Raw genomic sequence first — 26,395 nt, forward strand, 5'->3', positions numbered from 1 at the left:
GGCTGAGCCTTCGGGGCGGACGATTGCTCATGAAGACAGCATTCCATCATGCGGCCCTTGCCTGCCTCGTCATCCTCGTCGCGGCACTTTTCCCGGCGTTTGCCGAAAATGTGCCGGCGTTCGAGCTCAAGCTCGATATCGACCAGGACGGCAAGACGGATCGGGTTGTTGTCATGCAGGACCTTGGTGCGCCGGCCGATCTCTATATTTACCTGGCAGCCGGCGAGGAGAAGCTCGATCCCTCGCGCCAGCCGGATTTCGTCAGAAAAGGCCTGACCGAAGACCGGGTTACCGACCTTGAAAGCCAGGGCAAGGGATCGCTGGTGATCACGTCCTGCTTCGGCTGCGGCGCCAGCAAGTCGACGGAGGACACGCTGACCATTGTCTATCGCAAGGGCCAATTGCTGGTCGGCGGCTACAGCCGCAGCTGGGACTGGAACCAGCAGACGTCGGATGGCGTCAAGACGACGGTCGGTGGCTGCGACATCAACTATCTCACCGGCAAGGGCACTGTCTCCAAGGACCTTGAGCATGCCAAGCCGATCAAGCGCAAGTTCATGCCGATGCCGCTCAAGGACTGGTCCGCCAGCAAGCGTCCTAAAGCCTGCAACTTCTAAAGAGGTTGATCGAAAGACGGCATTGGCAATAACCTCCTCGAAACGGGGAGGGCTTGATGGATCTTTTCAAACTGGACGGCGACGTCGCACTGGTCACCGGTGCCGGCAGCGGCATCGGCCAGGCGATCGCGATCGGACTGGCAGCGGCAGGCGCCGACGTTGCCTGTTTCGGCCATGCATCGAAAGGCGGGTTGGAGGAAACCGCTCACCGGATCACGGCACTCGGGCGCAAGGCTTTGGTGCTGACCGGCACAGTCACTTCGGAGAGCGACCTCGCAGCGGCAATCGATCGCGTCGAAGCCGAACTCGGCGCGCTGACGGTCGCCGTAAACAATGCCGGTATCGCCGGCTCAGTGCCGGCCGAGACGATGTCGCTTGAGACATGGCAGAAGGTGCACGAGGTCAATGTTGCCGGCGTATTCCTGTCGTGCCAGGCCGAGGCACGCAAGATGCTTTCGCGGCGCAAGGGCTCGATCATCAACATCGCCTCGATGTCGGGCACCATCGTCAACCGCGGACTGACGCAGGCGCACTACAACTCCTCGAAAGCCGCCGTCATCCATATGTCGAAGAGCCTTGCCATGGAGTGGGCGGACCGAGGCCTGCGCGTCAATGTCGTCAGCCCAGGCTACACGCTGACGCCGATGAACAAACGGCCGGAGGTGGCGGAGGAGATAAAAATCTTCAAGCGTGACACACCGATGGGACGCATGGCGGCACCGGAGGAAATGGTCGGGCCGACCGTGTTCCTGGCGAGCCGCGCTTCGAGCTTCGTCACCGGCCTCGACCTGATCGTCGATGGCGGCTACGTCTGCTGGTAGGACCGCATGTGGCAGAACTTTGCCTGCAGTCTGAATTTGTGCATCCGCGAAGGGTTAGTCGTTGCACGACATGAACCTTGGTATATATAATTTCATCCTATGAAACGGCCCGGGCGAGATGGGACTTGCCGGGCCAGCAGCCGAGATCATGGGACCTTGATGGCTTGCACCTTGCAGGGCGCCGCAAGACTGGCAATTAATCCGCGGATGATCGCTCCCGCAGCGATCCATCGGCAGCCATGACGCTGGCCCTCCCGACGGCATCCATCATATCAGAAATTCAGCACAATCCTGTCTGCGCCGGCTTTAACGGCGACGCGGCGGCAACGGCCTTGCGCAACGACCAACCTTTCCACCAAAATCATGAAAAGACGCAAGAAGGGAACCAACAATAACCGCCACAGCTTGAAGGAGAACAAGCATGTTATTTCGCAGCTATATCTCGAAGTTATTGATGAGTGCCGTCGCGCTCGCGACACTTAGTCTGCTGACACCTTCGGCACGGGCCGCGGCGCCGGAATCCAACGACCCGATCAAGATCGCGCTGTTCGACTGGACCAGCGTCAATCTCAACGCCAAGATCCTCGGCGGCATCCTCGAAAAGCTCGGCTATACCGTCGAATATCCAACCGCCGATTACCTCTCCAGCCTGACCACCGGCCTCACCAATGGCGATCTCGATGTCGGCCTGGAATTCTGGGACACGACCGCCGGCGAGGCGATGAAGGCGTCCGACGCCACCGGACAGACCGAACGCCTCGGCAAGCTCGGCCCCAAAGCCAAGGAAGAATGGTGGTTTCCCGAATACATGAAAGCGAAATGCCCGACCTTGCCGGACTGGCATGCGCTGCTCGACCCGACATGCGCGGCGTCGTTCTCGACGGCGGAGACCGCGCCGAAGGGGCGCTATCTCGGCGGCCCGGTGACCTGGGAAGGTTTTGACGACGAGCGTATCGCGGCGCTGAAACTGCCGTTCACCGTCATCCATGCCGGCACCGACGCGGCAATGTTCGCGGAGCTTGATTCCGCCTATCAGCGCAAGGCGCCGATCATGCTGTGGATCTATTCGCCGCACTGGGCACCGGCGAAATACAAGGGCGAGTGGGTGCAGTTCCCCGAATACACGCCCGAATGCTACAACGACCCGAAATGGGGCGTGAATCCCGACGCCAAATATGATTGCGGCAAGCCGCATGGCGAGATCTGGAAATATTCCTGGAACGGCATGAAGGACAAATGGCCGATCGCATACAAGGTGGCCAAGGCCTACACGATCGACACCGACGAGCTCAACAAGATGAGCGGCGAGATCGACCTCGACGGCAAAAAGCCGGAAGACGTAGCCGCCGCCTGGATCGCCGCGCATGAGGCCGACTGGAAAGCCTGGGCGCAGTGATCGTTCCGACTGGAAAAATGAGACCCGGCCGTTGATCGGCCGGGCCTCAAATCTTGATATTCCAGAAGGACGATTGGATGACGACTAAACAAGGGTCGACGCAACCGGGCACGGATGATCGCCCGGTAAAACTTGCCTGCCGCAATGTGTGGAAGCTGTTCGGAGCCAACGCTGCCAACTTCATCCGCGAGCGCGACGGCAAGGCCTGCATGGCGGATGTCGCTGCCGCGGGACTGGTCGGCGCCGTGCGTGCCGTCGATCTCGAAATCCGCCAGGGCGAGATCTTCATCATCATGGGGCTGTCCGGCTCAGGGAAGTCGACGCTGGTGCGCTGCATGTCCAGGCTGGTCGAGCCGACGCATGGCAAGGTCGAGTTCGAAGGCAAGGACCTGCTGAAAATATCCGACGCGGCACTGATCGAACTCAGGCGCCACCGCATGGGCATGGTGTTCCAGAATTTCGCGCTGCTGCCGCATCTCAACGTACTCGACAACATCGCCTTTCCGCTCAGCATTCAGGGGCAGGACCGGTCAACGCGCGAGGCGCGCGCCCGCGAAGTCATCGAACTGGTCGGCCTACGCGGCCGCGAGCATTTCTATCCGCGCGAGCTGTCCGGCGGCCAGCAGCAGCGCGTCGGCATTGCCCGCAGCCTAGCGACCAAGCCGGAGATCTGGTTTCTCGACGAGCCGTTCTCCGCACTCGATCCGCTGATCCGCCGCGAAATGCAGGACGAATTGATGCGGCTGCAGACCATGCTGCACAAGACCATCGTCTTCATCACCCATGATTTCGACGAGGCGATAAGGCTCGCCGACCGCATCGCCATCATGAAGGATGGCGAGGTCATCCAGACCGGCACACCGGAGGAGCTGGTGGTCAATCCGGCAACCGACTATGTCGCCGAGTTCACCCGCGACGTCGACCGCGCCAAGGTGATTTCCGCGCGCAGCCTGATGCGCGCCTGCGATGGGTCAGAGCATGGCGGCGCCGTGGCGCCGGATGCCAAGATCGCCAGTTTCTCGGCCAGCATCGTTTCCGCTGGCAAGCCGTTCGCCGTGGTCAATGGCACCGGCAAGCCGATCGGCGAGGTGACGCCACAAGCGGTGATCGATCTGCTGGCCGGCGTCGACCGTTCCGGAGCCCGCGCATGACGGTGACGGCAAGTGCCAGCGAGCCGAGGCCGCCGCTGCAGCGCTGGCTACTTGTCTGGGCGGTAGCGCTTGCCGCCGTGCTGGTGCTGTTCCTGCTGCAGAGCAGCTTGCCCTGGGCGGTCAACTATCCAGCTGAGGCGGTGGTGCCGGTCGCCGACTGGGTCAGCGCGCTGATGGGCTGGATCAAGTCGAACCTGTCATGGCTGACGCGCTCGATCACCGCGGTGCTCGGCGTGCCGCTCGATTTCGCGCTTAATCTGCTCGCCAAGAACTTCAAGATCGGCCATGGCGCGGACACTGTCGTCCTGCCGCGCCTGTCCTGGGTCGGGGTGTGCGCTGCCGCCTTCCTCGCCGGCCATGCCGTCGGCGGCCGCAAACTCAGCCTGCTGGTCGGCGGCTGCTTCCTCTACATCGCGCTGTTCGGCCAATGGACCAGCGCCATGCTGACGCTGGCGCTGATCTCCATCGCCGTGCCGTTCTGCATCGTCACCGGGCTGTTCGCCGGCATCTGGGCATGGCGCAAGCCATGGGCCGAAAGGCTTGTTGTCTCCCCTGCCCTCGACCTCATGCAGACGATCCCGACCTTTGCCTATCTCATCCCGATGCTGCTCCTGTTCGGCAACAGTCCGGTGTCGGCGATGATCGCGACCGCCATCTTCGCCACGCCGCCGATGGTGCGGGCAACGATGCTCGGCCTGTCGCGAGTGCCCTCCGAGGTCGATGATTTCAGCGAGATGGCCGGCTGCACGGCGCGGCAGAAACTGTGGCGGGTGTTGTTGCCATCGGCACGGCCGACGCTGATGGTCGGCGTCAACCAGGTCATCATGCTGGCGCTCAACATGGTCATCATCGCCTCGATGATCGGCGCCGGCGGCCTCGGCTACGATGTGCTTCTGGCATTGCGCGCGCTGAAGGTCGGCGAGGCTATGGAAGCAGGGCTTGCCATCGTGGCGCTCGCCATCGCGCTCGACCGGCTGAGCCAGGCCATCGCGCACAAACAGGCAAAGGGCCACATCCATCAGGCGGCGAGCCGGAGCTTGTGGCGGCGTTACCCCAACCTAACGCTGGCCATCGCCATCCTTGCCGTCACCACGCTGCTTGGCCTGTTCTTGCCGGCCTTCGCCGCGGTACCTAAGGCGATCACCTTCACCACCGCGCCGCTGTGGAAGGCGGCGGTGAACTGGGTGACGATCAACTTCTTCGACATTATCGAGGCGTTCCGCGTGGCGCTTATCCTCAACGTGCTCAACCCGGTGCGCGCCTTCTGCGAAGGCTTTCCATGGCTGGGCGCGGTGTTCCTGCTCGGCCTTGCCGGCTATCAGCTTTCCGGCCTGCGACTGGCAGCTTTGGTGGCGGCGCTGACCGCGTTCTGCGCCATCACCGGCCTGTGGGAAAAAACCATGGCGACGGTCTATCTCTGCGGTATCTCGGCCTTCATTGCCTGTCTGATCGGCATCCCGATCGGGCTGATGGCGGCGCGCAGCGACCGCTTCGAGAAGATCGTCACCCCCATCATCGATACGCTGCAGGTGCTGCCATCGTTCTGCTTCATCATTCCCGTGGTGATGCTGTTTCGAGTTGGCGACGTCACCGCCATGATCGCCACTGTCGCTTTCGCCGTGGTACCGGCAATCCGCTACACCAATCACGGTATCAGGCAGGTGCCGCCGGCGCTGATCGAAGCGGCCAAGGTTTCCGGCTGCACGCCACGCCAGACATTTTTCCGCGTGCAGCTGCCTTTGGCGCTGCCGGAGATCATGCTGGGCGTCAACCAGACCATCCTGATGGCGCTGGCGATGATCATCATCTGCGCCATGGTCGGTACGCGCGATCTCGGCCAGGAAGTGTTCATTGCACTGTCCAAGGCCGATTCCGGTCGTGGCATCGTCGCCGGCCTGGCCATCGCCTTCATCGGCATCGTAGCCGACCGGCTGTTCAATGCCTGGACAGCAAAGGCCCGGGCGAGGCTCGGGTAGTTGTTGGTGCCGAATGTCTGATCCCGGCGAACCGCCTTTCACCGTTCTCGTCTTCGATATGGCCAGGACCGGTGAACCGGAAGGCGAGCATATGGTTCGCGGATTTGAGACGCTGGATGCGGCAACCTCCTACGCCATTGCACGGGTCCGCGCCTCGGTGGAGGAACTGCGCAAGCCCGGCATTGCTGCTGCCGAGTTGCGCCAGCTCTGGCACATCCATGGCGAAGACTGTTCGGTGCTGAACGCCAATGTGCGCGGCAGCGATCTTCTCGACGACTTTATCGCGACGCCGGCGACTTCAGCCGAATGCAACTGGCAGGTTCTGGCACCAAGGTTGCGCCGCTTCCGCGCCTCGCTGCTCATCTCCAACGACAAGGATGAGTCGGTCTGGGCTGGCGGCTTTTTTCGCTCGACCCACAAATTATCGCGCGATGGCTTGCTCGACCGTTTTCGCGACGACGCCATTGCCGCCTTCAAAGCCAAGAACATCGAGCCGGCGGAGCCGACGAAGCTCATGGTCGCCAATTACTTCGAACTTCCCGACCCGCCCTACCCGCCGCCAGGCGTGACGCTGCGATCCTGGAAGGTCGAGGTCGGTTTCGTCTGCCACGATGTGAAGTTTGGCGGCGACGCCGCCGGCGTCTTCGCCTGGCCGCAAGAGCCGGCCAACTGGGCGCTCCGAACCATGCAGTTCCTGCTGATGGCCGACATGATGGCCATGCGCGGTGATGGCCCGGACTGGGCCAACGACTGCGATGTTCTCTCCTCAGAGGTGACCGAGACGGATGCGGCTCCGGACTATCCGCTGGATTGATGCGCAGCAGTCTCTAGCTGGGCCATGATCTCGGCAAAAACGAAACCGTTTGTCCGAGAAAACCGGTTCCCACTTTTGCTTCGCTGACCTCCGGTTCGGGATAATGGCCTACTCCGCTGCGACGCCCTTCACTTCGAGATAGCTCTCCATGGAATCATCCAGCGCCTGCAGCCACGGCGTGTGGTGCAGAGGTGCCATGGTGCCGGTCATCAACGAGCGATAGGCGTGGTCGCGGAAGCTCATGATGTCTTCCCCCTTGTGGTGTTCCCATTCCATGAAGGTCTGGTTGACCGCCTCGACGTCGAAGCCGGGATAGTCGGTCTGGTCCATCAGTTCCTTGGTATAGTCGCCCTGGAACCAGATCATCTGCTCGGCATCCTCGAGCGTTTCCTCGCGTGCCCGCCATTTGGCGCCATGCTGCGTCATCGCTTCGGCCGACGGCAGCTTGATGCGGCCCAAGATGACGTCGCGGGCGAACCAGGCCTGCGCGTCGAACATGTTGAAGGTGTAGAACTGGTCCTGCATGCCGATGAAAGACAATTTGGGGTTTTTCTCCCAGACGACGCCTTCATAGAGCCCGTCCGGCCACATGCGGTTGGCGGTCTTAAGCTTGAGCTCTTCGGTGAGGAACGGGAAGGAATGGAGATATCCGGTGCACAGGATAATGGCGTCGACATCCTTTGATGTGCCGTCCTTGAAATGCGCGGTCTTGCCGACGACCTTCTGCAGCAGCGGTACCTCTTTCCAATTCTCAGGCCATTTGAAGCCCATCGGTTTCGAGCGATAGCTGGAGGTGATCGATTTGGCGCCGTATTTGTAGCACTGCGAGCCAATGTCCTCGGCCGAATAGGAGCGGCCGATGATCAGGATATCCTTGCCCTTGAACTCCATCGCGTCGCGGAAATCATGGCTGTGCAGGATGCGGCCGTTGAAGGTGGAGAAGCCTTCGAAATAGGGAACGTTGGGCACCGAGAAATGCCCGGAGGCGACGACGACATTGTCGAACTCTTCCGAATAGGTGACGTCGTTGGTGCGGTCATGCGCGGTGACGGTGAATTTCTTGGTCTCGTCCGAGAAGGTGACCATGCGCACCGGGCTGTTGAAGCGCACCCATTTGCGCAGGCCCGATTTTTCGACGCGGCCCTTGATATAATCCCACAGCACGGCGCGCGGCGGATAGGAGCCGATCGGCCGGCCGAAATGCTCCTCGAATGTATAGTCGGCGAATTCCAGGCATTCCTTCGGCCCGTTCGACCAGAGATAACGGTACATGGAGCCGTGCACCGGATCGCCATGCTCGTCGAGGCCGGTGCGCCAAGTGTAGTTCCACAGGCCGCCCCAGTCGGACTGCTTTTCGAAGCAGACGATTTCTGGAATCTCGGCACCCTTGTCGGCAGCCGACTTGAAGGCCCTTAGCTGTGCCAGGCCGGACGGTCCGGCGCCGATGACGGCAACGCGCGTTTTCATTTCCAGGGCCTCCTCTTTTTGATTTCCCCAGCGAAACAAATTTCACTGACAGTGACACTAATTGGCGCTTCGGTGCTGTCAACAGACATCTGCGGGAACTGCATTTACGCGCAACGGATTCCCAGTGAAAAACCTTCGGTGGCAGAATTCATGGGATCGGCAGGTGGAACTTAAGACGGCTTGCCGACACCGCCGCGCTGCTGTATCGCCACGTGACATGTTCACCTTGAGTGAAATAAATCCGCGAAGTCCGGGGGCGAGATGGCGAAAGACAGTTCCAATCCCAAGGCTGGGCTTGCCGGCGCCAAGCCAAAGGTTTCGGCTGACGGCAAGACCATCCGCGCGCCGCTGACGCAGAACCCGCACGCCCTCCGCGACACCCGTGAAAAGGTGCTGGAGGTTGCGATCGGCCGCGAGGTGCGGGCGTTCCGCAAGAAGCTCGGCATCACCGTCGCTGATCTCGCTGTCGCCACCGACATTTCGCTGGGCATGCTGTCGAAGATCGAGAACGGCATCACCTCGCCGTCGCTGACCACCTTGCAGGCGCTGTCGCGGGCGCTCGGCGTTCCCGTCACCGCCTTCTTCCGTCGCTTCGAGGAGGAGCGGAGTGCCGTTTTCGTCAAGGCCGGCCAGGGACTGGATGTCGAGCGCCGCGGCACGCGCGCCGGCCATCAGTACAATCTGCTCGGCCATATCGGCTCGAACACCAGCGGCGTCGTCGTCGAACCCTATCTGATCACGCTGACCGAGGATTCGGATGTGTTTCCGACCTTCCAGCATGAGGGCATGGAGTTCCTCTACATGCTGGAGGGCGAGGTGGTTTACCGGCACGGCAGCAACCTCTATCCGATGAAGCCGGGCGACAGCCTTTTCTTCGACGCCGACGCGCCGCATGGCCCGGAACAACTGACGAAACTGCCGATGCGGTATTTGTCGATTATTTGCTATCCGCAGAATAGCGCGGGGTAAATTGGCCAATCTCCCCCCTTGTGGGGGAGATCGCCAGCTTCGCGGGCAGCCTCAGTCCGGCCCAAACCCCGGTGACGTCACGCTTCCATCATCCAGCTTCGACAGCCATTCCACCAATGTCGGACGAAAGCGCGTTAGCCCCTTGTAGGTGGCAAGCTCTTCCGGCAAATCCCGGATGACCCGGTGCAGGCGCCTTGCCCATTTCGGCTGCGTCACCAGTTCGTCCATCTTGATCAGGTAGCAGCGGATCGGGAAGACGATGCCGTTCGAGCGCGGCAGCCGCCAGAAGCTTTGCAGTTCGACGCGCAGATGCACCTTGTCGCCGACATTTTCGGGCGTCACGGTCGTCCGGTCCGGGCCCCATTTGTGGTAATTTTCGGGGCTGGTGTCGAGGCGCGGATTGATGGTCATCGTCCAGTTCAGGCGCCGCGCCGGTTTTCCCTGCTGGATGTTGGTGAGGAATTTCAGCGCCCTGGTAAAAATCCCCTTCTCATGCGCCAGCGGCACCGGCGCGTGCCATTCGAAGAAGTTCATGCCGATGTCGAAATCGAGCGACCAGTCGGCCTGGGTCGTGACCATGCCGGCATCCATCCACAGATTGCCGTCGCGCTGGTCGAGGATGCAGAAATCGCCTTGGCTCTGGCGAGTGATGTATTCCATCGGCCCGTAAGGCAGGGTCGAGGTGTCGCCGAAGGTGAAGGTGTCATCGATGCCGAGCGGCCGATTGATCCAGCGCCAGCGGTCGCCGTCGCGGGTCAGCGTGAAGTGTTCGGGATAGCCCAGCGCCTGCTGCTCCATCAAAAGCTCAAGCAGGTCCCAGCCGGCCAGCGTCATGTGCGGCAAGGACTGGCAGCGCAGCGGATCCTCGGCCAACACCAAAGCGCGGTCCTGCATCTCGGCGACGTAATGCTCGTCGACGTCGATCAGATTTTCGAGAACGCTGCCCTTCGGCCCGACGACATGCGGCTCGATGTTGACCGCATACATGTAGGCGTCTTCGTGGAACGGGAACGGGAAGCGACTGATGTGCTCCGGGCTGTTCTTGAAGGTGAAATCGTCGCGGAACGTTTCCTTGCGAAAGGTGATGCCCAAGCTCGCCTCCTATCTTTCCAGGACCAACGACTTGCCCTCGAAGCGCGACACGCACGGCATGATCTTCTTGCCGGAACGGTGCTCTTCCTCGCTCAGCCAGTGGTCGTTGTGGATGAACTTGCCGTCATGAGAGATGACGTTGGTCTCGCATTGGCCGCAGACGCCGCCACGGCAGAGATAAGGGGGATCGACGCCGGCCGCCTCGATGGCTTCGAGCAGGCTCTGCTGTTCGCCGACCCGGATCGTCTTGCCGCTGACGGCAAGCGTCACATCGAAAGGCAGGCCGGGCTGGGGTGCGGCGAAATGCTCGAAATGCACGGCCTCCGATGGCCAGCCGAGGCTCGCCGCGCGGTCGCGCACCCAGTTGATCATGCCGGCCGGGCCGCAGACATAAAGATGGGTGCCGAGCGGCTGGGTGGACAGCAGCCGGTCGAGATCGATGCGCTCTTCGCGGTCGTCATGGTAGAGCCGGATCCGCCTGTCATAGCGCTCCCGCAGCACGTCGGCATAGGTGCCCAGCGAAGCGGTGCGGCAGGTGTAGTGCAGTTCGAAATTGCCGCCCTCCCCCGCCAGTTGCGCGGTCTGCGCCATGAAGGGCGTGATGCCGATGCCACCGGCCAGCATCAGGTGTTTCTTGGCGCGCAAATCGAGCGAGAACAGGTTGACGGGGTAGCTGATCACCATTTCCAGGCCAGGCTTGACCGAGCGATGCATGAACAGCGAGCCACCGCGTCCGACATCGTCGCGGCGCACCGAGATGGTGTATTCGCGCGTGTCGAGCGGCGAGCCCATCAGCGAATAGGGATTGAGCCTTGTGCGCTCGCCGTCGCGCATCTCGACCACGACATGGGCGCCACCGGAAAAAGTCGGCAGAAGCTCGCCGTCGCGACGGCGGAAATGGAAGCGGGTGACCAGTTCGTTGACTGGGACGACATCGCTGACGACGACATCGAGTTTGGTGGTGCCGGTGCTCATGGGAAAGCCTCCTCGATTGGAGGAATCTCACTGCGATCCTCGGCATTGATGCAGACGCCCTGAAAAGCGGCGAGCCTACGTGAATAGTGATCGCGCACCAGAAGCAGCAGGCCGCAATGCGAACAGGTGGCGGGCTGCGTCGTGACGTTTTCGGTGATGCCCTTGCAGTGCACGCACTGCATGCGCCGCGCCAGCGAGCCGCGATGCTCTGTCTGCATCGAGGTGTGATCGATGCCGGCTTCGAGTGCGACTTGCATGGCCTGACCGATCAGACCTTCGGTGCCGGCGAGGTAGAGGCGAAGGCCCATATGAGCGTTGGTCAGTGTCTGCTTCAGCCGCGGCAGCAAGCTGGCAAAGGATGGCGCCTGGTGAAACTGCGCCGGCTTCAGCGCTTCAAGGGCGCCGACATGCTTGCCGTCAGGGCCGGGAATGAAGACGATCTCGGCCCCGTCGAAGAAGCCGGCCGGCGCCGTCTTTGCCATATCAACAATCGCCAGCGCGCCGTCGGCATCCGCCAGGAAAAGATGATGCTTGCCGGGCTGCGGAGACAGGGTTCCGTAAATGGGCCGGCTGATGATGGTCTTGGCTGCCATTCTCTACTTCGTGCCTTCAAACCCCTTGCTGCTGATGATGCCTCAACCCTTGGCGGTGCGCTTGGTCTTCTTGGGATCGTCGAACGGCAAGGGCTGCGCCGTCGTCATGATCGATCCGCTCTTGTTGCGGATTTCGAGCTTGGTGTCCTTGACCGCGCAGTCGACGTCGAGGCGGGCAATGCCCATCGATTTCTTGACCAGCGGCGAATACATGGCGCAGGTCACCACGCCGACCTTTTTGCCGTCGCGATAGACCGGCGCGCCTTCATCGGCCGGTTCCTTGCCGTCGAGCAGCACACCAAAAATCTTGAAGCGCTCCTTGCCCTTCAGCCGATAGTGCTCTTCGGCGCCACGGAAGCCGGTCTTCCCGGGGCTGACGGTGAAATCGAGGCCGAGTTCCCACAGCGTATCGCCAGGGCCTTCATTCTCGAACGGATATTTTTGGGAATTGTCGTAGGGGTAGAACAACAGGTAGCTCTCGACGCGCAGCATGTCGAGCGTGGTGAAGCGGCACGGAATGATGCCGGCACTCTGGCCTTCGTCAATGATCCTGTCCCAGATCGTGCCGGCATCCTGGCCACGGCAGAAGATCTCGTAACCGCGCTCGCCGGTGTAGCCGGTGCGCGAGATCATCACGGGCAAGCCGAACAGTTGCGTCTGCATGTGATGGAAATAATTGAGGTCGCGAATGCCAGGCACATGCTTGGCGAGATAGTCGACCGCGGTCGGCCCCTGCAGCGACAGATCGTGCAGATTGTCGTCGAAGCGCAGCGAGACGTCGCGGCCGACGGAAGCGCGCTGCAATTCCTCATGGCCGGTGCCCGAACCATGCACCACCATCCAAGCGTTGGGCCCGGTACGGTAGAGGATGCAGTCGTCGGTGAATTTGCCGGCTTCGTTCAGCATGCAGGCATAGGCTGATTTGCCGGGGTAGATCTTTTCGACGTCGCGCGTGGTGGCGAGATCGATGAGATGCGAGGCGTGCGGGCCGGTGATGTGGACCTTCTTCAGGCCCGACACATCCATCAGCCCGGCCTTGGTGCGGATGGCTGTGTATTCCTCGTCAGCGTCCTTGTCGTAGGTCCAGGCGGTCCCCATGCCGCTCCAGTCTTCGAGCTTCGAACCCAGCGCGCGGTGGCGATCCGCCAGGGTCGAAAATCTCCAGGATGCCGTCATCCGCTCGTCCTCCGTTCAAAATCTGCTGTTCCCTGCTCCTTGGCGCAGAGGCTGGAGCTTTGCGTTGAATATTGATCGCAAACGCGGGAGAGCCGCAATCCCCTGAAAGCAAATAATTTCATTGTCAGGCAAAATTGGCGACGCCTGGCAAACGGTTAACTCGGCGTAAATTCGCCTTGACAATTGTGGAAATCGGCCCGAGTTTATGAAAAAAATTTCACTCTGTTGAAAGAGAACGGCGCACGGTGAGTTCGGAACCGGGCGTCGGAAAAAAGGGGAAAAACCGATGTCAGACCTGCAGCAGCGCATCGAAGCGCTGTACCGCTCCGACGTGCGCGGATCCGTGATCCTGATCGTCTGCCTTTGGGCAACGATCCTCTTCGTTCTCTTCATGACGTGGCCGTACATCCCGGACAGCGGGATCAAGTTCGTGGTCGCGATCGCCGCCGCTGCCGTGCTGATCTTCAACACGGCCGCCATCCTGGCGATGGTCAATCACTACAAGGAAGACAAGGATTTCATCTACGGGCTCGACATCAAGAACGCCGACGCGTTCCGCAACCGCAAGTCCTGAGGGGTACACCACATGTCCCGTTACATTCCGCCGGAGCAGAGCAAAGCCGGGCAAGTCTTCGATATCGTCGTCGTCGTGGTCGCCATTTTCGTGGCGCTGTGGCTGCCGCTAAAGCTCGGCCTTGCCGGCGCCGCGAAATCGATCGACGCACTCGACGCCAAGACCTGGGAAGCGCTTGGCCAGAATCCGACCATGGCCGGGATCTGGGAGAAGCTCGGCTACACGCCGGAAACCGCACACGACATCATCCAGAACCGTTTCCACTATGTCATCGACTGGCCGACGCTGATCATCATGGCGGTCGTCTTGATTGCCTATTTCGTCTTCCTGTTTCGCGCATCCGACCGCGAGTATCGCGACGTCATCAACGAAAAGTTCGACGATAAGTAATAGTTTCGACGACGAGCAGGATGGGGACAAGATCATGTGGGTGGCACTCTCTTACGCTTGCTGGGGCATCTCGATCATCCTCGCGCTGTGGATGCTTTACGACTGGTTCAAGGTCGATACGACTTATTCCGAGGAGGTCCTGACCTCGTCGCGCGAAGGCGAACTTGAAGCCGCTTCCGAAGAACACCGGATCTGAGTGGGGATTGAAAAATGACGACCGCGCTTGAACCGGCAATACACGGCGACAGGGTTTCGCTACTCAGGGTGCTCGGCCCGGCCCATGTCTGGGCGCTCGGCGTCGGCATCGTTCTGGTCGGCGAATTCACCGGCTGGAATTTTTCCGCCGACAAAGGTGGCACACTGGCAGCCCTGATCGTGTGCTGGGTCGTGGGCCTGCTCTACACATCAGTCGCCATGATCGATTCCGAGGTCACGTCGACCGTTGCCGCCGCCGGCGGTCAATACGCCCAGGCCAAGCACATTGTCGGACCACTGATGGCGTTCAACGTCGCACTGTTCCTGGTCTTCGCCTACACCATGCTCGAAGTGTCCGACGCCATCCTGCTTGGCGACACGATCGTCGCCAAGGCAGGCGTCGATGGGCTCACCCACAATTCCTTCATCGCCGCGACAATCGTGGTTCTGGCATGGCTCAACTATCGCGGCGTGCTGATGACGCTCAACGTCAACTTCGTCATCACCGCGATTGCCTATGTCTCCATCGTCATCCTGTTCTTCTCGGTCAGTCCGTGGACGCAAGGAGCGGTGCTGAAGCTGAATGAGCTGGTGACGCCGGGCAATGCCCTGCCCTATGGCTGGATCGGCGTAATCGCCGCCTTCCAATTCGGCATCTGGTACTATCTCGGGATCGAAGGCACCACGCAGGCGGCCGAGGAAGTGCGCTCGCCGGCGCGCTCGCTGCCCTACGGCACGATGGCCGGCATGATCACGCTGCTCATCGCCGCCGCCATGACCTGGTATGTCTGCGCCTCGCTGATGCCATGGGAATATCTCGGCGTCACGCCCTACCCGCTTTGGGACGCAGGCAAGCTCACCGGCAGCCCGCTGCTCGAAAACCTCCTGTTCATCGCGACGCTGCTTGCCGCCATCGCGTCGGCCAATGGCTGCATCAATGACGCGGCACGCGCCTGGTTCTCGCTTGGCCGTGACCGCTATCTGCCGAGCTGGTTCTCGGCGGTGCATCCGAAGTACCGCACACCCTACCGCTCGATCCTGTTCCTGCTGCCGATCGCGCTTGCCTTCGCCTTCATCGCCGACCTCAACCAGGCGATCACCTTCTCGATCCTGTCGGGCGTGCTGCAATACACCTTCATGAGCATCAACATCATGATGTTCCGCAAGAAGTGGCCGCTCGGCACGATCCGTCGCGGCTACACGCATCCGTTCCATCCGCTGCCGGCGATCGTGCTGTTCTGCCTGTGCGTGGTCACCTTCTTCGCCATCTTCCTCGGCTTCGGTTCGCAGCTGAGCGCCATGGTCGCCTTCTATTTCCTGATCTCCGTGTGGTTCCACTTCTATCGTTACAAATTCGTGCGGCGCGGCGACCAGTTCACTATGCCGTGGCCGAAACCGCAGGGCTATTGATGGGAGACGGCCCGTCCGGATGCCGGATGGGCCAGGCATGACAAAATGTCCGAAGTGACATCAGCACTGCTCGCCGGGGCGATTGTCCTGGCTCTCGTCCTTCACCTTGCGTGGCTGGCGCGCCGCAGCCGCAACAGGGCTTTGGCGGCGCTCGCCGCCGACACGGCTGGCATTCGCAGCATCATTGCCGACGCAACTAATGTCTCGGACGGAACAGCCGGCGTCATCACCTGGGAAGGCTCGTGGAATGGCCAGCGTGTCCAGCTGCGGACCATCGTCGATACGCTGGCAACAAGAAAACTGCCGGCCCGCTGGCTCAGCGTTTCAATCACCGAAAAGGTCGCCGTGCCAGCCACCTTCGATATGATGATGCGGCCGGGCTCACCCACGACCTTCTCCAATTTCGACCATCTCCAGCACACGCTGCCAAAGGCGCCGGGATTCCCAGCCGAGGCGGTGCTGCGGACAGACCTCAGGGGCGCGCGCTTCCCGCAGGGCCTCATTGCCGACCATCTCCAACTCTTTTCCGAAGGACGCGCCAAGGAATTGCTGATCACGCAGAACGGCGTGCGCATCGTCTGGCTGCTGGCCGAGGCCGAGCGCGCGCGCTACGGTGTTTTGCGGCAAGCCGCGTTCGGTGACGCGCGGATCGATCCGGCGCTGATACAGCGGCTGCTCGTATCCCTTTCAGCGCTGCGCGAGGCCATCAACCAAAGCGAACGGCAAGCCGCATGACCAGCTCAGGCACCTCCCCGGCGCCGGTGAGCCCTTATCTCGTGCTCGGTGCGGCAATCGTTTTGCCAGCAAGCGGCCATGTCATTCTGGGCGTGCCGGTGCGCGGGCTGCAGTTTCTTTTCTTCATGGTGATCCTGGCCTGGGTCACCGCCAGGATCGCGCCCCCCGACGCCAGCTTCATTGGGCGTCATGCCGGCGGCTTCCTGATCTATGCGCTATCCATTCTGGACGCCTACAAGCTCGCTCGTATCCGCCACGCACGATGGGTTCACAATGCTGCGCAGGGCAGCAATAATTCGCATGGCGGCATCACGCCGCACACGTAACTACAGGAAAATTTTTTTCATGTGATTGAATTCGGGCAACGCATTCGGTACATCATCTCTTAGCTACAAACGTTGGGAGGCTGACATGTGTGGAATTGTCGGACTGTTTTTGAAGGACAAGTCGCTGGAGCCGAAGCTCGGCGCGATGCTGTCGGAGATGCTGGTCTCGCTCAGCGATCGCGGCCCGGACAGTGCCGGCATCGCCATCTATGGTGCGCCCTCCAAGAATGAAGCCAAGATCACCATCCAGTCGGCGAAGCCGGCGCGCGATTTCCCTGGCCTTGAGGCGGAGCTTGCCAAAGCCATCGGCACGCCGGTGACGATCACTGTGAAATCGACCCATGCAGTCGTCAGGACCATGCCCGCCAAGATCGACGAAGCGCGAGAAGCCATCCAGACACTGCGGCCCGACATCCGCATCATGGGTGCCGGCGACGTGGTCGAGATCTACAAGGAGGTCGGCCTGCCCGAGGCTGTCGTCGATCGCTTCGACGTTCGCAAGATGACCGGTACGCATGGCATCGGCCACACCCGCATGGCGACGGAATCGGCTGTCACGACGATGGGCGCGCATCCCTTCTCCACCGGCGCCGACCAGTGCCTGGTGCACAATGGCTCGCTGTCCAACCACAACAATGTTCGTCGCGAACTGATCCGCGAAGGCATGAAATTCGAGACCGAGAACGACACCGAGGTCGCGGCCGCCTATCTCTCCTCGCAGATGGCGCATGGCAAGAACCTCGGCGAAGCGCTGGAGGGCACGCTGTCGGACCTCGACGGCTTCTTCACCTTCGTCGTCGGCACCAAGAATGGTTTTGGCGTGGTGCGCGACCCGATCGCCTGCAAGCCCGCCGTGATGGCCGAGACCGACCAGTATGTCGCCTTCGGCTCGGAATATCGCGCGCTGACCAAACTGCCCGGCATAGACAATGCGAGGGTCTGGGAACCGGAGCCCGCAACCGTCTATTTCTGGGAGCATTGAGTTCATGCCGGCAACCAAACTTTCGAAGGCGGCGCAAGACCACGCCTCCCGGGTCTTCGATCTCGATGTGTCGTCGCTGCGCGAGCTCAACCAGGCGCTGCACAATCTGGCTCCTGGCTCGAATGAAACGGCATGGGAGGTCCTCCATCCGAAGGGCAGCCATTCCGTCGCCGTCGGTGTCGACCAGCCTGTCTCCATCGATGTACGCGGCAGCGTCGGCTACTACTGCGGCGGCATGAATTCCGGCAGCACGATTACCGTGCACGGTTCGGCCGGACCGGGCGTCGGCGAGAACATGATGTCGGGCTCGATCACGATCAAAGGCGACGCCAGCCAGTATGCCGGCGCCACCGGCAAGGGCGGCCTGCTGGTCATCGAGGGCAATGCCTCGTCGCGCTGCGGCATTTCGATGAAAGGCATCGACATCGTCGTGCACGGCAATATCGGCCACATGTCAGCCTTCATGGCACAGTCGGGCAACCTCGTGGTGCTGGGCGATGCCGGCGATGCGCTGGGCGATTCCATCTACGAAGCGCGGTTGTTCGTGCGCGGCAAGGTCGACAGCCTGGGTGCCGACTGCATCGCCAAGGAGATGCGGCCCGAGCATCTGGAGTTGCTGCAAGGCCTGCTCGACCGTGCCGGCGTCACCGGCGTCAAGCCCTCGGAATTCAAGCGCTACGGCTCGGCGCGCACGCTCTACAATTTCAATATCGACAACGCCGACGCGTATTGAGGCAGCATGACCTACAGGAACCCGCCGACGACGCCGCGCAAATCTGCGACCTTCGACGACTACACGCTTTCCGAAATCCGCCGCGCCGCGGCGACCGGCATCTATGATATCCGGGGCGCCGGCGCCAAGCGCAAGCTGCCGCATTTCGACGACCTGCTGTTCCTTGGCGCCTCGATCTCGCGCTATCCGCTGGAAGGTTATCGCGAGCGCTGCGATACATCAGTGGTGCTCGGCTCGCGCCACGCCAAGAAGCCGATCGAGCTGAAGATCCCGATCACCATTGCCGGCATGAGCTTCGGTTCGCTGTCCGGCCCGGCCAAGGAAGCGCTCGGGCGCGGCGCGACGCTGTCGGGCACCTCGACCACGACGGGCGATGGCGGCATGACCGAGGAAGAGCGCGGCCATTCCAAGCAGCTGGTCTATCAATACCTGCCCTCGCGCTACGGCATGAATTTGCGCGACTTGCGCCGCGCCGATGCCATCGAAGTGGTGGTTGGCCAAGGCGCCAAGCCCGGCGGCGGCGGCATGCTGCTTGGCCAGAAGATTTCCGATCGTGTTGCCGAGATGCGCACGCTGCCGAAAGGCATCGACCAGCGCTCGGCCTCACGCCATCCTGACTGGACCGGGCCTGATGATCTCGAGATCAAGATTCTCGAACTGCGCGAGATTACCGACTGGGAAAAGCCAATCTACGTCAAGGTCGGCGGCGCCCGCCCCTATTACGATACAGCCCTTGCCGTGAAAGCTGGGGCCGATGTCGTTGTCGTCGACGGTATGCAGGGCGGCACGGCGGCAACACAGGAAGTGTTCATCGAAAATGTCGGCCAGCCGACACTCGCCTGTATCAGGCCGGCGGTGCAGGCGCTGCAGGATCTCGGCATGCACCGCAAGGTGCAACTGATCATCTCCGGCGGCATCCGCAACGGCGCCGACGTCGCCAAGGCGATGGCGCTTGGCGTCGATGCGGTATCGATCGGCACCGCAGCCCTTGTCGCGCTCGGCGACAATGATCCCCGCTGGGAGGCGGAGTACAATGAGCTCGGCACGACAGCCGGCGCCTATGATGACTGGCACGAGGGCCGCGACCCCGCCGGCATCACCACGCAGGACCCTGAGCTGATGAAGCGGGTCGACCCCGTGGCCGCCGGCCGCCGGCTGGCCAACTACCTCAAGGTGATGACGCTGGAGGCGCAGACGATCGCGCGTGCCTGCGGCAAGAACAGCCTGCACAATCTCGAACCCGAGGACCTCGTTGCGCTAACGATCGAGGCAGCCGCCATGGCCGGCGTCCCGCTGGCCGGCACCAACTGGATACCGGGGAAGAACGGCTTCTAGACAGCATCCAAAATACCATAAGCGAGGAACTATAATGGGGAACGATCTCGCCACTTTCGCCAAAAAGAACGGCGTCAAGTATTTCATGATTTCCTACACTGACCTGTTCAGTGGCCAGCGTGCCAAGCTGGTGCCGGCGCAGGCCATCGCCGACATGCAGAAGGACGGCGCCGGCTTTGCCGGCTTCGCCACTTGGCTCGATCTGACGCCGGCGCATCCCGACATGCTGGCGGTGCCGGATCCGGACTCGGTCATCCAGCTGCCGTGGAAGCCTGAGGTCGCCTGGGTCGCCGCCAACTGCATCATGGACGACAAGGAGGTCGACCAGGCACCACGCAACACGCTGAAGCGGCTGATCGCTGAAGCCGCCAGCGACGGCATGCACGTCAAGACCGGCGTCGAAGCCGAGTTCTTCCTGATCTCGCCGGATGGCAAGACAATCTCCGACGAATACGATACGGCATCAAAACCCTGCTATGACCAGCAAGCGGTGATGCGCCGCTACGATGTCATCGCCGAGATCTGCGACCACATGCTGGCGCTCGGCTGGGGCGCCTACCAGAACGACCATGAGGACGCCAACGGCCAGTTCGAGATGAACTGGGCCTTCGACGATGCGCTGGCGACCGCCGACAAGCACTCCTTCTTCAAGTTCATGGTCAAGTCGATCGCCGAAAAGCACGGCCTGCGCGCGACCTTCATGCCAAAACCCTTCCAGGGCCTGACCGGCAATGGCTGCCACGCGCACATCTCGGTGTGGGACAAGGCTGGGAAGACCAATGTCTTCGCCGACAATGCGATGGAGCTTGGCCTGTCGGCCAAGGGCAGGAATTTCCTCGGCGGCATCATGAAGCACGCCTCGGCGTTGGCGGCGATCACCAACCCGACGGTCAATTCCTACAAGCGCATCAATGCACCGCGCACCATCTCTGGCGCGACCTGGGCGCCCAACACGGTGACCTGGACCGGCAACAACCGCACCCACATGGTGCGCGTGCCAGGCCCCGGCCGCTTCGAACTGCGCCTGCCGGACGGTGCCGCCAACCCCTATCTGCTGCAGGCGGTGATCATCGCGGCCGGCCTCGACGGCATCCGCTCCAAGGCCGATCCCGGCAAGCGCTACGACATCGACATGTACCAGCACGGCCACACGGTGAAGGGTGCGCCAAAACTGCCGCTCAACCTGCTCGACGCTTTACGCGAGTTCGACAAAGACAAATCGCTCAAGGCGGCGCTGGGTGAGGAATTCTCGTCGGCTTATCTAAAGCTGAAGCACCAGGAATGGAATTCCTATGCTTCGCACTTCACGCAATGGGAGCGCGACCACACGTTGGACATCTAACTGTCCAACCATGCGAGCGACCTCGGAATGAACGTATGAAATACTCGATCTTCTCGCTCGCACGCGCGGCCCTTTCCGGCCACAAGAACTGGCAGCGCACCTGGCGCGACGCCACGCCGAAGGATCGCTACGACGTGGTGATCATCGGCGGCGGCGGCCATGGCCTGGCCACCGCCTGGTTTCTCGCCAGCGAATACGGCATCAAGAATGTCGCGGTGCTGGAAAAAGGCTGGATCGGCTCCGGCAATGCCGGCCGCAACACCACCATCATCCGCTCCAATTACGGCCTGCCCGGCAATACCGGCTTCTACGAATTGTCGATGAAGCTGTGGGAGCGGATGGAGCAGGACCTCAACTACAATTCGATGGTCAGCCAGCGCGGCGTCATCAACCTCTACCATTCCGATGCGCAGCGCGACGCCTATGCGCGGCGCGGCAACACCATGCGCATCAACGGCATCGATTCCGAACTGCTCGACCTCGCCGCGGTCAAGAAGATGATGCCGTTCCTGAACTTCGACAACGCCCGCTTCCCGGTACAAGGCGGCCTGTTGCAGCGGCGCGGCGGCACGGCGCGGCACGACGCCGTGGTCTGGGGCTATGCCCATGCGGCAAGCGAACTCGGCGTCGACATCATCCAGAATTGCGAAGTCACCGGCTTTGTCAGGGACGCCAATGGCAAGGTGACCGGTGTCGAAACCTCGCGCGGCAGGATTGGCGCCGGTAAGGTCGGCATGGCTGTCGCTGGCTCCTCGTCGCGCGTCGCCTCGATGGCCGGCCTGCGGCTGCCGATCGAAAGCCATGTGCTGCAGGCCTTTGTGTCGGAAGCGATCAAGCCGCTCATCCCCAATGTCATCACCTTCGGCGCCGGCCATTTCTATGTCAGCCAGTCGGACAAGGGCGGGCTCGTCTTCGGTGGCGACATTGACGGCTACAATTCCTACGCCCAGCGCGGCAACATGCCTGTGATGGAAGACGTCTGCGAGGGCGGTATGGCGCTGATGCCGATGATCGGCCGCGTGCGGCTTTTGCGCCAATGGGGCGGCATCATGGATATGTCGATGGACGGCTCGCCGATCATCGACAAGACGCCGGTCGACGGGCTCTATCTCAACGCCGGCTGGTGCTATGGCGGCTTTAAGGCCACGCCGGGATCGGGCTTTGTCTTTGCCCACCTTTTGGCGCGCGATGAGTCGCATGCCGAAGCCGCGCGGTTCCGTCTCGACCGCTTCCGGTCCGGTGCTGTCATCGATGAAAAGGGCCAGGGCGCCCAACCGAACCTGCACTGAGGACAGTCAGAAACCGATGCGCATTACCTGTCCCTTCTGCGGCGAACGCGAACTCGGCGAGTTCACCTATCTCGGTGACGCCAAGCCGGTGCGGCCGGTTGCCGGCGCTTCGGAAGGCGAGGTCTTCGACTACGTCTACCTGCGCGACAATATCGCCGGCGTGATGAGTGAAAACTGGTATCACGGCGGCGGCTGCCGGGCCTGGCTGAAGGTTACGCGAAATACGCTGACGCACGAGATTTCGGCTGTCGAGCCGGCAGCGGGCGTTGGCGCCGCCAAGGTCGGTGCATAATGGCCGGCAATCAGAAAAACCGGCTCACATCCGGCGGTCTCATCGACCGCTCGGCATCGCTGAATTTCCGCTTCGACGGCAAGAGCTTTTCCGGCTTCCAGGGCGATACGCTGGCATCGGCATTGGTCGCCAGCGGCGTCAAGCTGGTCGGGCGCTCGTTCAAATATCATCGCCCGCGCGGCATCCTGACCGCCAGCTCGGAAGAACCCAACGCACTGGTCGAGTTGCGCACCGGCGCAAGACGTGAGCCAAACACCAAGGCGACCACGGCCGAGCTCTATGAAGGCCTCGAGGCTGCCAGCCAGAATCGCTGGCCGTCGCTGCGCCACGATGTGATGTCGGTGAACCAGCTGTTCGCGCCGATCTTCGTCGCCGGCTTCTACTACAAGACGTTCATGTGGCCGGCCAAGTTCTGGGAGGCGATCTACGAGCCGGCGATCCGCCGCGCCGCCGGTCTCGGCCGTGCCGCCGGCACTGCCGACCCGGATCACTACGACAAGGCGTGGGCACATTGCGATGTGCTGATCGCCGGTTCCGGGCCTGCGGGCCTGGCAGCAGCACTCGGCGCCGGCCGCAGCGGCGCGCGCGTCATTCTGTGCGAAGAGGATTTTACCGCCGGCGGTCGCCTGCTGTCAGATGGCGGCATGATCGACGGCCTGCCGGCCGCCGATTGGCTGTCGCGAACGCTGGCGGAACTGGCGGCAATGCCCGATGTCCGCATCATGACCCGCACGACGCTGTTCGGCGTCTATGACGGCGGCACCTATGGCGCGATCGAGCGCGTCAATGACCACCTGCCGGTGCCGCCCGAACATCAGGTACGGCAGCGGCTGTGGCGCATCGTGGCCAAACGCAGCATAGTCGCCGCCGGCGCCATCGAGCGACCCATCGTCTTTGCCGGCAACGACACGCCCGGCGTGATGATGGCTTCCGCCATGCGGACCTATGTCACGCGCTATGCCGCGACGCCGGCAAAGCGCGTCGCATTGTTCACCAACAATGAGGATGGCTGGCGCACGGTCGAGACGGCACTTGGCGCCGGACTGCAGATCGCCGCGGTGGTCGACGCACGGCCTGATGTATCGCCAGCCCATCGCTCGCTCGCCTCCAAGAATGGCTTTACTGTGCTGCATGGTTCAGTCAGCGGTGTCGACGGTGGCAAAGACGGCGTGCGCAAGATTTCGGTGTCGCTGACCGGCGGCGCGCGTGCCGAGGTCGAGGCCGATGGGCTCGCTATTTCCGGTGGCTGGAATCCGACGGTCGGCCTGACCTCCTACCATCGCGGCCGACCGAAATGGCGCGACGACATCGCCGCCTTCGTGCCCGATGGCGCACCTCCAGGCATGGTGGCCGCAGGTGCGGCCAATGGGGCCTTCGGGCTAGGCGCCTGCCTGCGTGAAGGTTTTGAAGCGGGAACGATGGCCGCGCGTGACACAGGACGCACCGGCAACGCCGGATCGACGCCCGTCGCCGACGACGAGATTTTCTCGCTGGCGCCGCTCTGGCACGTCGCCGGCAAGGGCAAGGCCTTTGTCGACCAGCAGCACGACGTCACCGCCTCCGACATCGAACTGGCGCAGCGCGAAGGCTTTGAGTCGGTCGAGCATCTGAAGCGCTACACGACACTCGGCATGGCGACCGACCAAGGCAAGACCTCCAACGTCGCCGGCCTCGCGATCATGGCTGCTGTCAGCGGCCGCACCATTCCCGAGACCGGCACGACGATCTACCGGCCGCCCTACGTGCCCGTCGCCATCGGCGCCTTCGCCGGCCATCATCGCGACGAGACTTTCCACGCCACAAGGCTGACGCCGTCGCATCACTGGGCCGCCGAACAGGGCGCGATCTTCGTCGACACTGGTCTGTGGAAGCGCGCGCAATGGTATCCGCGAGCGGGCGAGAAAGACTGGCTCGAATCCGTCACCCGCGAGGTCAAGGCGGTGCGGAGCGGCGTCGGCTTCTGCGATGTCTCGACGCTGGGCAAGATCGACGTGCATGGTCCCGATGCCGGTGCCTTCCTCGACCGCGTCTACATCAACACTTTCTCCAGCCTCGCCGTCGGCAAGGCGCGCTACGGGCTGATGCTGCGCGAGGACGGCATCGTCTATGATGACGGCACAACGTCGCGGCTGGCCGAGGACCATTATTTCCTGACCGCGACGACCGCCAAGGCCGGACTGGTGATGCAGCATCTCGAATTCTGCCGGCAGGTGCTGTTTCCCGAGCTCGACGTCCAGTTGACGTCGGTCTCCGACCAGTGGGCGCAATTCTCGATCGCGGGACCGAAGACCCGCGACCTGCTCAAGGAGATCGTCGATCCTGCGGAAGACCTTTCCAACGAGGGTTTCCCGTTCATGGGCGCGCGCGAGGTGGCTTTGCGCGGCGGCATCAGGGCGCGGCTGTTCCGCATTTCTTTCTCCGGCGAAATGGCGTTCGAGATTTCGGTGCCGGCCCGTTACGGCGAGGCGATGGCGCGCAATTTGATGCTGGCCGGCAGACAATTCGGCGTCACACCCTATGGCACCGAGGCGCTCGGCGTCATGCGCATCGAGAAGGGTCACATCGCCGGACCGGAATTGAGCGGCACGACGACGGCCGCCGATCTTGGCCTGGGCAAGATGATGTCGACCAAGAAGGATTTTATTGGCCGCGTCATGGCCGGGCGTGAGGCGCTGGTTGCGCCCGATCGTCAGGTCGTCGTCGGCATCAAGGCGACCGACAAGGCACGCCGGCTGCGCTCCGGCGCGCACATCATCCCGAAAGGGCAGACACCCGGACCGGGCAACGACCAGGGCTACATCACCTCGGTCTGCTTCTCGCCAACTCTAGACCAGTGGATCGGGCTGGCGCTGGTCCAGCGCGGCCGCGAACGCATCGGCGAGATTGTCCATGCGCATGATCCGCTGCGTGGCGAGGATTATGATGTCGAACTCTGCAATCCCGTCTTCTACGATCCGGATGGAGGGCGCCAGCGTGGCTGAGTTTTCCTGGGACGTTCGCAGCCCGCTCGATCGGGCGCTTGTCGCGGGGCAGTATGGCGCGCAAGGCGATGCCGGCGTGTCGCTGACCGAAATCCGCAATTTCGACTTGGTGCAGGTGATAGTGCGGCGCGGCAAGGCGGCGGACACGGCCCAAGCCGCGAAGGCACGCTTCGGTGTCGCGACGCCGGAAACGCCGAAGGCGGTGCAGACCACGGACGCCACGCTGATTTGGTCAGGACCAGACCAGTTCTTCGTGCTGTCGAAGGACGGCAAGCACGGGACTGAAGCACTCGCTCAGCCGTTTGCATCTTCAGCATCGCTGTCGGACCAATCGCATGCACGCGTGCTGATCAGCATCTCCGGCGCCAGGGCGCGGACGATGCTGGCGAAACTGTCGTCGATCGATCTGCATCACGATGCGTTCGCGCTTGGCGCGGCGGCAGCGACTTCAATGGATCACACCAGCGTCACGCTCTGGCGCGGGAATGATCGAGATGGATTGGCCGTGTTCAACGTTTTGGTGTTTGCCACTTTTGCCGAGAGCCTGTGGCATACGATTCTCGATTCCGCTGCTGAGTACGGCGTTGCCATCAGCCATTCCGAGGAACTGGCGTAGCGTTGCGCGCGCCCTTCCCTTCTCCCCTTGTGGGGCCTGAAGGGGAGAAGGAAGAAACAGTGGTCCGCCTTGCCAAACGCGACCGCACTGCTATTCTTGCTGCTAAAATAATTTCACACACAGGCAAACTTGTTTCTCGAACCGTAAG

The 26,395-nt window shown here is 62.1% G+C and carries 26 protein-coding genes; 21 read left to right on the top strand and 5 right to left on the bottom strand.

The annotated features are described in order from the left end of the window. Positions 1 to 29: 29 nt before the first annotated feature. The 6 genes from A3A9_RS0107890 to A3A9_RS41730 all read left to right on the top strand — a co-directional run bounded on the left by A3A9_RS0107890 (position 30) and on the right by A3A9_RS41730 (position 6,775). Entirely contained in the window at positions 30 to 617 is a 588-nt protein-coding gene (locus A3A9_RS0107890) for a hypothetical protein (protein WP_027058295.1), read from the top strand. Between the two features lie 56 nt (positions 618 to 673). Further along, entirely contained in the window at positions 674 to 1,438 is a 765-nt protein-coding gene (locus A3A9_RS0107895) for an SDR family oxidoreductase (protein ID WP_027058296.1), read from the top strand. Positions 1,439 to 1,859: 421 nt separating this feature from the next. After that, the gene (locus A3A9_RS0107905) at positions 1,860 to 2,834 is read left to right on the top strand and encodes an ABC transporter substrate-binding protein (protein ID WP_027058297.1); all 975 of its coding nucleotides are present in this window, start codon (positions 1,860 to 1,862) and stop codon (positions 2,832 to 2,834) included. Positions 2,835 to 2,911: 77 nt separating this feature from the next. Beyond that, positions 2,912 to 3,985: a quaternary amine ABC transporter ATP-binding protein gene (locus A3A9_RS0107910; protein WP_027058298.1), complete on the top strand. Its 1,074-nt coding sequence runs from the start codon at positions 2,912 to 2,914 to the stop codon at positions 3,983 to 3,985. Beyond that, the gene (locus A3A9_RS0107915; protein WP_027058299.1) at positions 3,982 to 5,961 is read left to right on the top strand and encodes an ABC transporter permease; all 1,980 of its coding nucleotides are present in this window, start codon (positions 3,982 to 3,984) and stop codon (positions 5,959 to 5,961) included. The genes A3A9_RS0107910 and A3A9_RS0107915 overlap by 4 nt, the downstream gene beginning before the upstream one ends. A gap of 13 nt (positions 5,962 to 5,974) precedes the next feature. Further along, a complete protein-coding gene (locus A3A9_RS41730; RefSeq protein ID WP_051370806.1) occupies positions 5,975 to 6,775 on the top strand; it encodes a hypothetical protein in 801 nt (266 codons plus the stop codon). 108 nt (positions 6,776 to 6,883) lie between these two features. Here the strand turns inward: A3A9_RS41730 and A3A9_RS0107925 are convergent, their stop codons facing one another. Continuing rightward, on the bottom strand, positions 6,884 to 8,242 hold the full coding sequence (locus A3A9_RS0107925; RefSeq protein ID WP_027058300.1) for an NAD(P)-binding domain-containing protein: 1,359 nt from the start codon (positions 8,240 to 8,242) through the stop codon (positions 6,884 to 6,886). Between the two features lie 261 nt (positions 8,243 to 8,503). On the opposite strand from A3A9_RS0107925, the gene A3A9_RS0107930 reads away from it, so the two are divergent. Beyond that, a complete protein-coding gene (locus A3A9_RS0107930) occupies positions 8,504 to 9,211 on the top strand; it encodes a helix-turn-helix domain-containing protein (protein ID WP_027058301.1) in 708 nt (235 codons plus the stop codon). Positions 9,212 to 9,262: 51 nt separating this feature from the next. Here the strand turns inward: A3A9_RS0107930 and A3A9_RS0107935 are convergent, their stop codons facing one another. From A3A9_RS0107935 to A3A9_RS0107950, 4 genes are read right to left on the bottom strand one after another with little or no spacing between them, the layout of a single operon-like run. Beyond that, positions 9,263 to 10,303, bottom strand: coding sequence for a heme-dependent oxidative N-demethylase family protein (locus A3A9_RS0107935; protein ID WP_027058302.1), 1,041 nt, complete (start codon positions 10,301 to 10,303; stop codon positions 9,263 to 9,265). A gap of 9 nt (positions 10,304 to 10,312) precedes the next feature. Beyond that, positions 10,313 to 11,278 carry a PDR/VanB family oxidoreductase gene (locus A3A9_RS0107940; protein WP_027058303.1) on the bottom strand — a complete coding sequence of 322 codons (966 nt, stop codon included), beginning with the start codon at positions 11,276 to 11,278 and terminating at the stop codon, positions 10,313 to 10,315. Beyond that, positions 11,275 to 11,871: a dimethylamine monooxygenase subunit DmmA family protein gene (locus tag A3A9_RS0107945; protein WP_027058304.1), complete on the bottom strand. Its 597-nt coding sequence runs from the start codon at positions 11,869 to 11,871 to the stop codon at positions 11,275 to 11,277. Before A3A9_RS0107945 ends, A3A9_RS0107940 begins: the two co-directional genes overlap by 4 nt. 42 nt (positions 11,872 to 11,913) lie before the next feature. Continuing rightward, the gene (locus A3A9_RS0107950) at positions 11,914 to 13,047 is read right to left on the bottom strand and encodes an aminomethyltransferase family protein (RefSeq protein WP_027058305.1); all 1,134 of its coding nucleotides are present in this window, start codon (positions 13,045 to 13,047) and stop codon (positions 11,914 to 11,916) included. A 286-nt stretch (positions 13,048 to 13,333) separates the two neighbouring features. On the opposite strand from A3A9_RS0107950, the gene A3A9_RS0107955 reads away from it, so the two are divergent. The 14 genes from A3A9_RS0107955 to A3A9_RS0108020 all read left to right on the top strand — a co-directional run bounded on the left by A3A9_RS0107955 (position 13,334) and on the right by A3A9_RS0108020 (position 26,247). Beyond that, a complete protein-coding gene (locus A3A9_RS0107955) occupies positions 13,334 to 13,621 on the top strand; it encodes a hypothetical protein (protein ID WP_027058306.1) in 288 nt (95 codons plus the stop codon). Positions 13,622 to 13,633: 12 nt separating this feature from the next. Then, positions 13,634 to 14,011 carry a hypothetical protein gene (locus A3A9_RS0107960; protein ID WP_027058307.1) on the top strand — a complete coding sequence of 126 codons (378 nt, stop codon included), beginning with the start codon at positions 13,634 to 13,636 and terminating at the stop codon, positions 14,009 to 14,011. A gap of 34 nt (positions 14,012 to 14,045) precedes the next feature. Next, on the top strand, positions 14,046 to 14,207 hold the full coding sequence (locus A3A9_RS45125) for a hypothetical protein (protein ID WP_027034108.1): 162 nt from the start codon (positions 14,046 to 14,048) through the stop codon (positions 14,205 to 14,207). A gap of 14 nt (positions 14,208 to 14,221) precedes the next feature. Beyond that, entirely contained in the window at positions 14,222 to 15,616 is a 1,395-nt protein-coding gene (locus tag A3A9_RS0107970) for an APC family permease (RefSeq protein ID WP_027058308.1), read from the top strand. A gap of 45 nt (positions 15,617 to 15,661) precedes the next feature. After that, a complete protein-coding gene (locus A3A9_RS0107975) occupies positions 15,662 to 16,351 on the top strand; it encodes a hypothetical protein (protein ID WP_027058309.1) in 690 nt (229 codons plus the stop codon). Next, positions 16,348 to 16,677, top strand: coding sequence for a hypothetical protein (locus tag A3A9_RS0107980; protein ID WP_027058310.1), 330 nt, complete (start codon positions 16,348 to 16,350; stop codon positions 16,675 to 16,677). Before A3A9_RS0107975 ends, A3A9_RS0107980 begins: the two co-directional genes overlap by 4 nt. 85 nt (positions 16,678 to 16,762) lie before the next feature. Continuing rightward, the gene (locus A3A9_RS0107985) at positions 16,763 to 17,659 is read left to right on the top strand and encodes a class II glutamine amidotransferase (protein WP_027058311.1); all 897 of its coding nucleotides are present in this window, start codon (positions 16,763 to 16,765) and stop codon (positions 17,657 to 17,659) included. A 4-nt stretch (positions 17,660 to 17,663) separates the two neighbouring features. Further along, a complete protein-coding gene (locus A3A9_RS0107990) occupies positions 17,664 to 18,392 on the top strand; it encodes a GXGXG domain-containing protein (protein WP_027058312.1) in 729 nt (242 codons plus the stop codon). A 6-nt stretch (positions 18,393 to 18,398) separates the two neighbouring features. Beyond that, positions 18,399 to 19,727, top strand: coding sequence for an FMN-binding glutamate synthase family protein (locus A3A9_RS0107995; protein ID WP_027058313.1), 1,329 nt, complete (start codon positions 18,399 to 18,401; stop codon positions 19,725 to 19,727). A 34-nt stretch (positions 19,728 to 19,761) separates the two neighbouring features. Then, a complete protein-coding gene (gene glnT / locus A3A9_RS0108000) occupies positions 19,762 to 21,069 on the top strand; it encodes a type III glutamate--ammonia ligase (RefSeq protein ID WP_027058314.1) in 1,308 nt (435 codons plus the stop codon). Between the two features lie 35 nt (positions 21,070 to 21,104). Further along, positions 21,105 to 22,358 carry a sarcosine oxidase subunit beta family protein gene (locus A3A9_RS0108005; RefSeq protein WP_027058315.1) on the top strand — a complete coding sequence of 418 codons (1,254 nt, stop codon included), beginning with the start codon at positions 21,105 to 21,107 and terminating at the stop codon, positions 22,356 to 22,358. Positions 22,359 to 22,374: 16 nt separating this feature from the next. Continuing rightward, positions 22,375 to 22,650, top strand: coding sequence for a sarcosine oxidase subunit delta (locus tag A3A9_RS0108010; RefSeq protein ID WP_027058316.1), 276 nt, complete (start codon positions 22,375 to 22,377; stop codon positions 22,648 to 22,650). Further along, positions 22,650 to 25,631, top strand: a complete 2,982-nt coding sequence (locus A3A9_RS0108015; protein ID WP_027058317.1) for a sarcosine oxidase subunit alpha — start codon at positions 22,650 to 22,652, stop codon at positions 25,629 to 25,631. The genes A3A9_RS0108010 and A3A9_RS0108015 overlap by 1 nt, the downstream gene beginning before the upstream one ends. Continuing rightward, positions 25,624 to 26,247: a sarcosine oxidase subunit gamma gene (locus A3A9_RS0108020; RefSeq protein WP_027058318.1), complete on the top strand. Its 624-nt coding sequence runs from the start codon at positions 25,624 to 25,626 to the stop codon at positions 26,245 to 26,247. Before A3A9_RS0108015 ends, A3A9_RS0108020 begins: the two co-directional genes overlap by 8 nt. Positions 26,248 to 26,395 lie beyond the last annotated feature (148 nt).

This window comes from Mesorhizobium loti CJ3sym (assembly GCF_000472785.1).
GTDB classification, from domain to species: Bacteria; Pseudomonadota; Alphaproteobacteria; order Rhizobiales; family Rhizobiaceae; genus Mesorhizobium; species Mesorhizobium loti_E.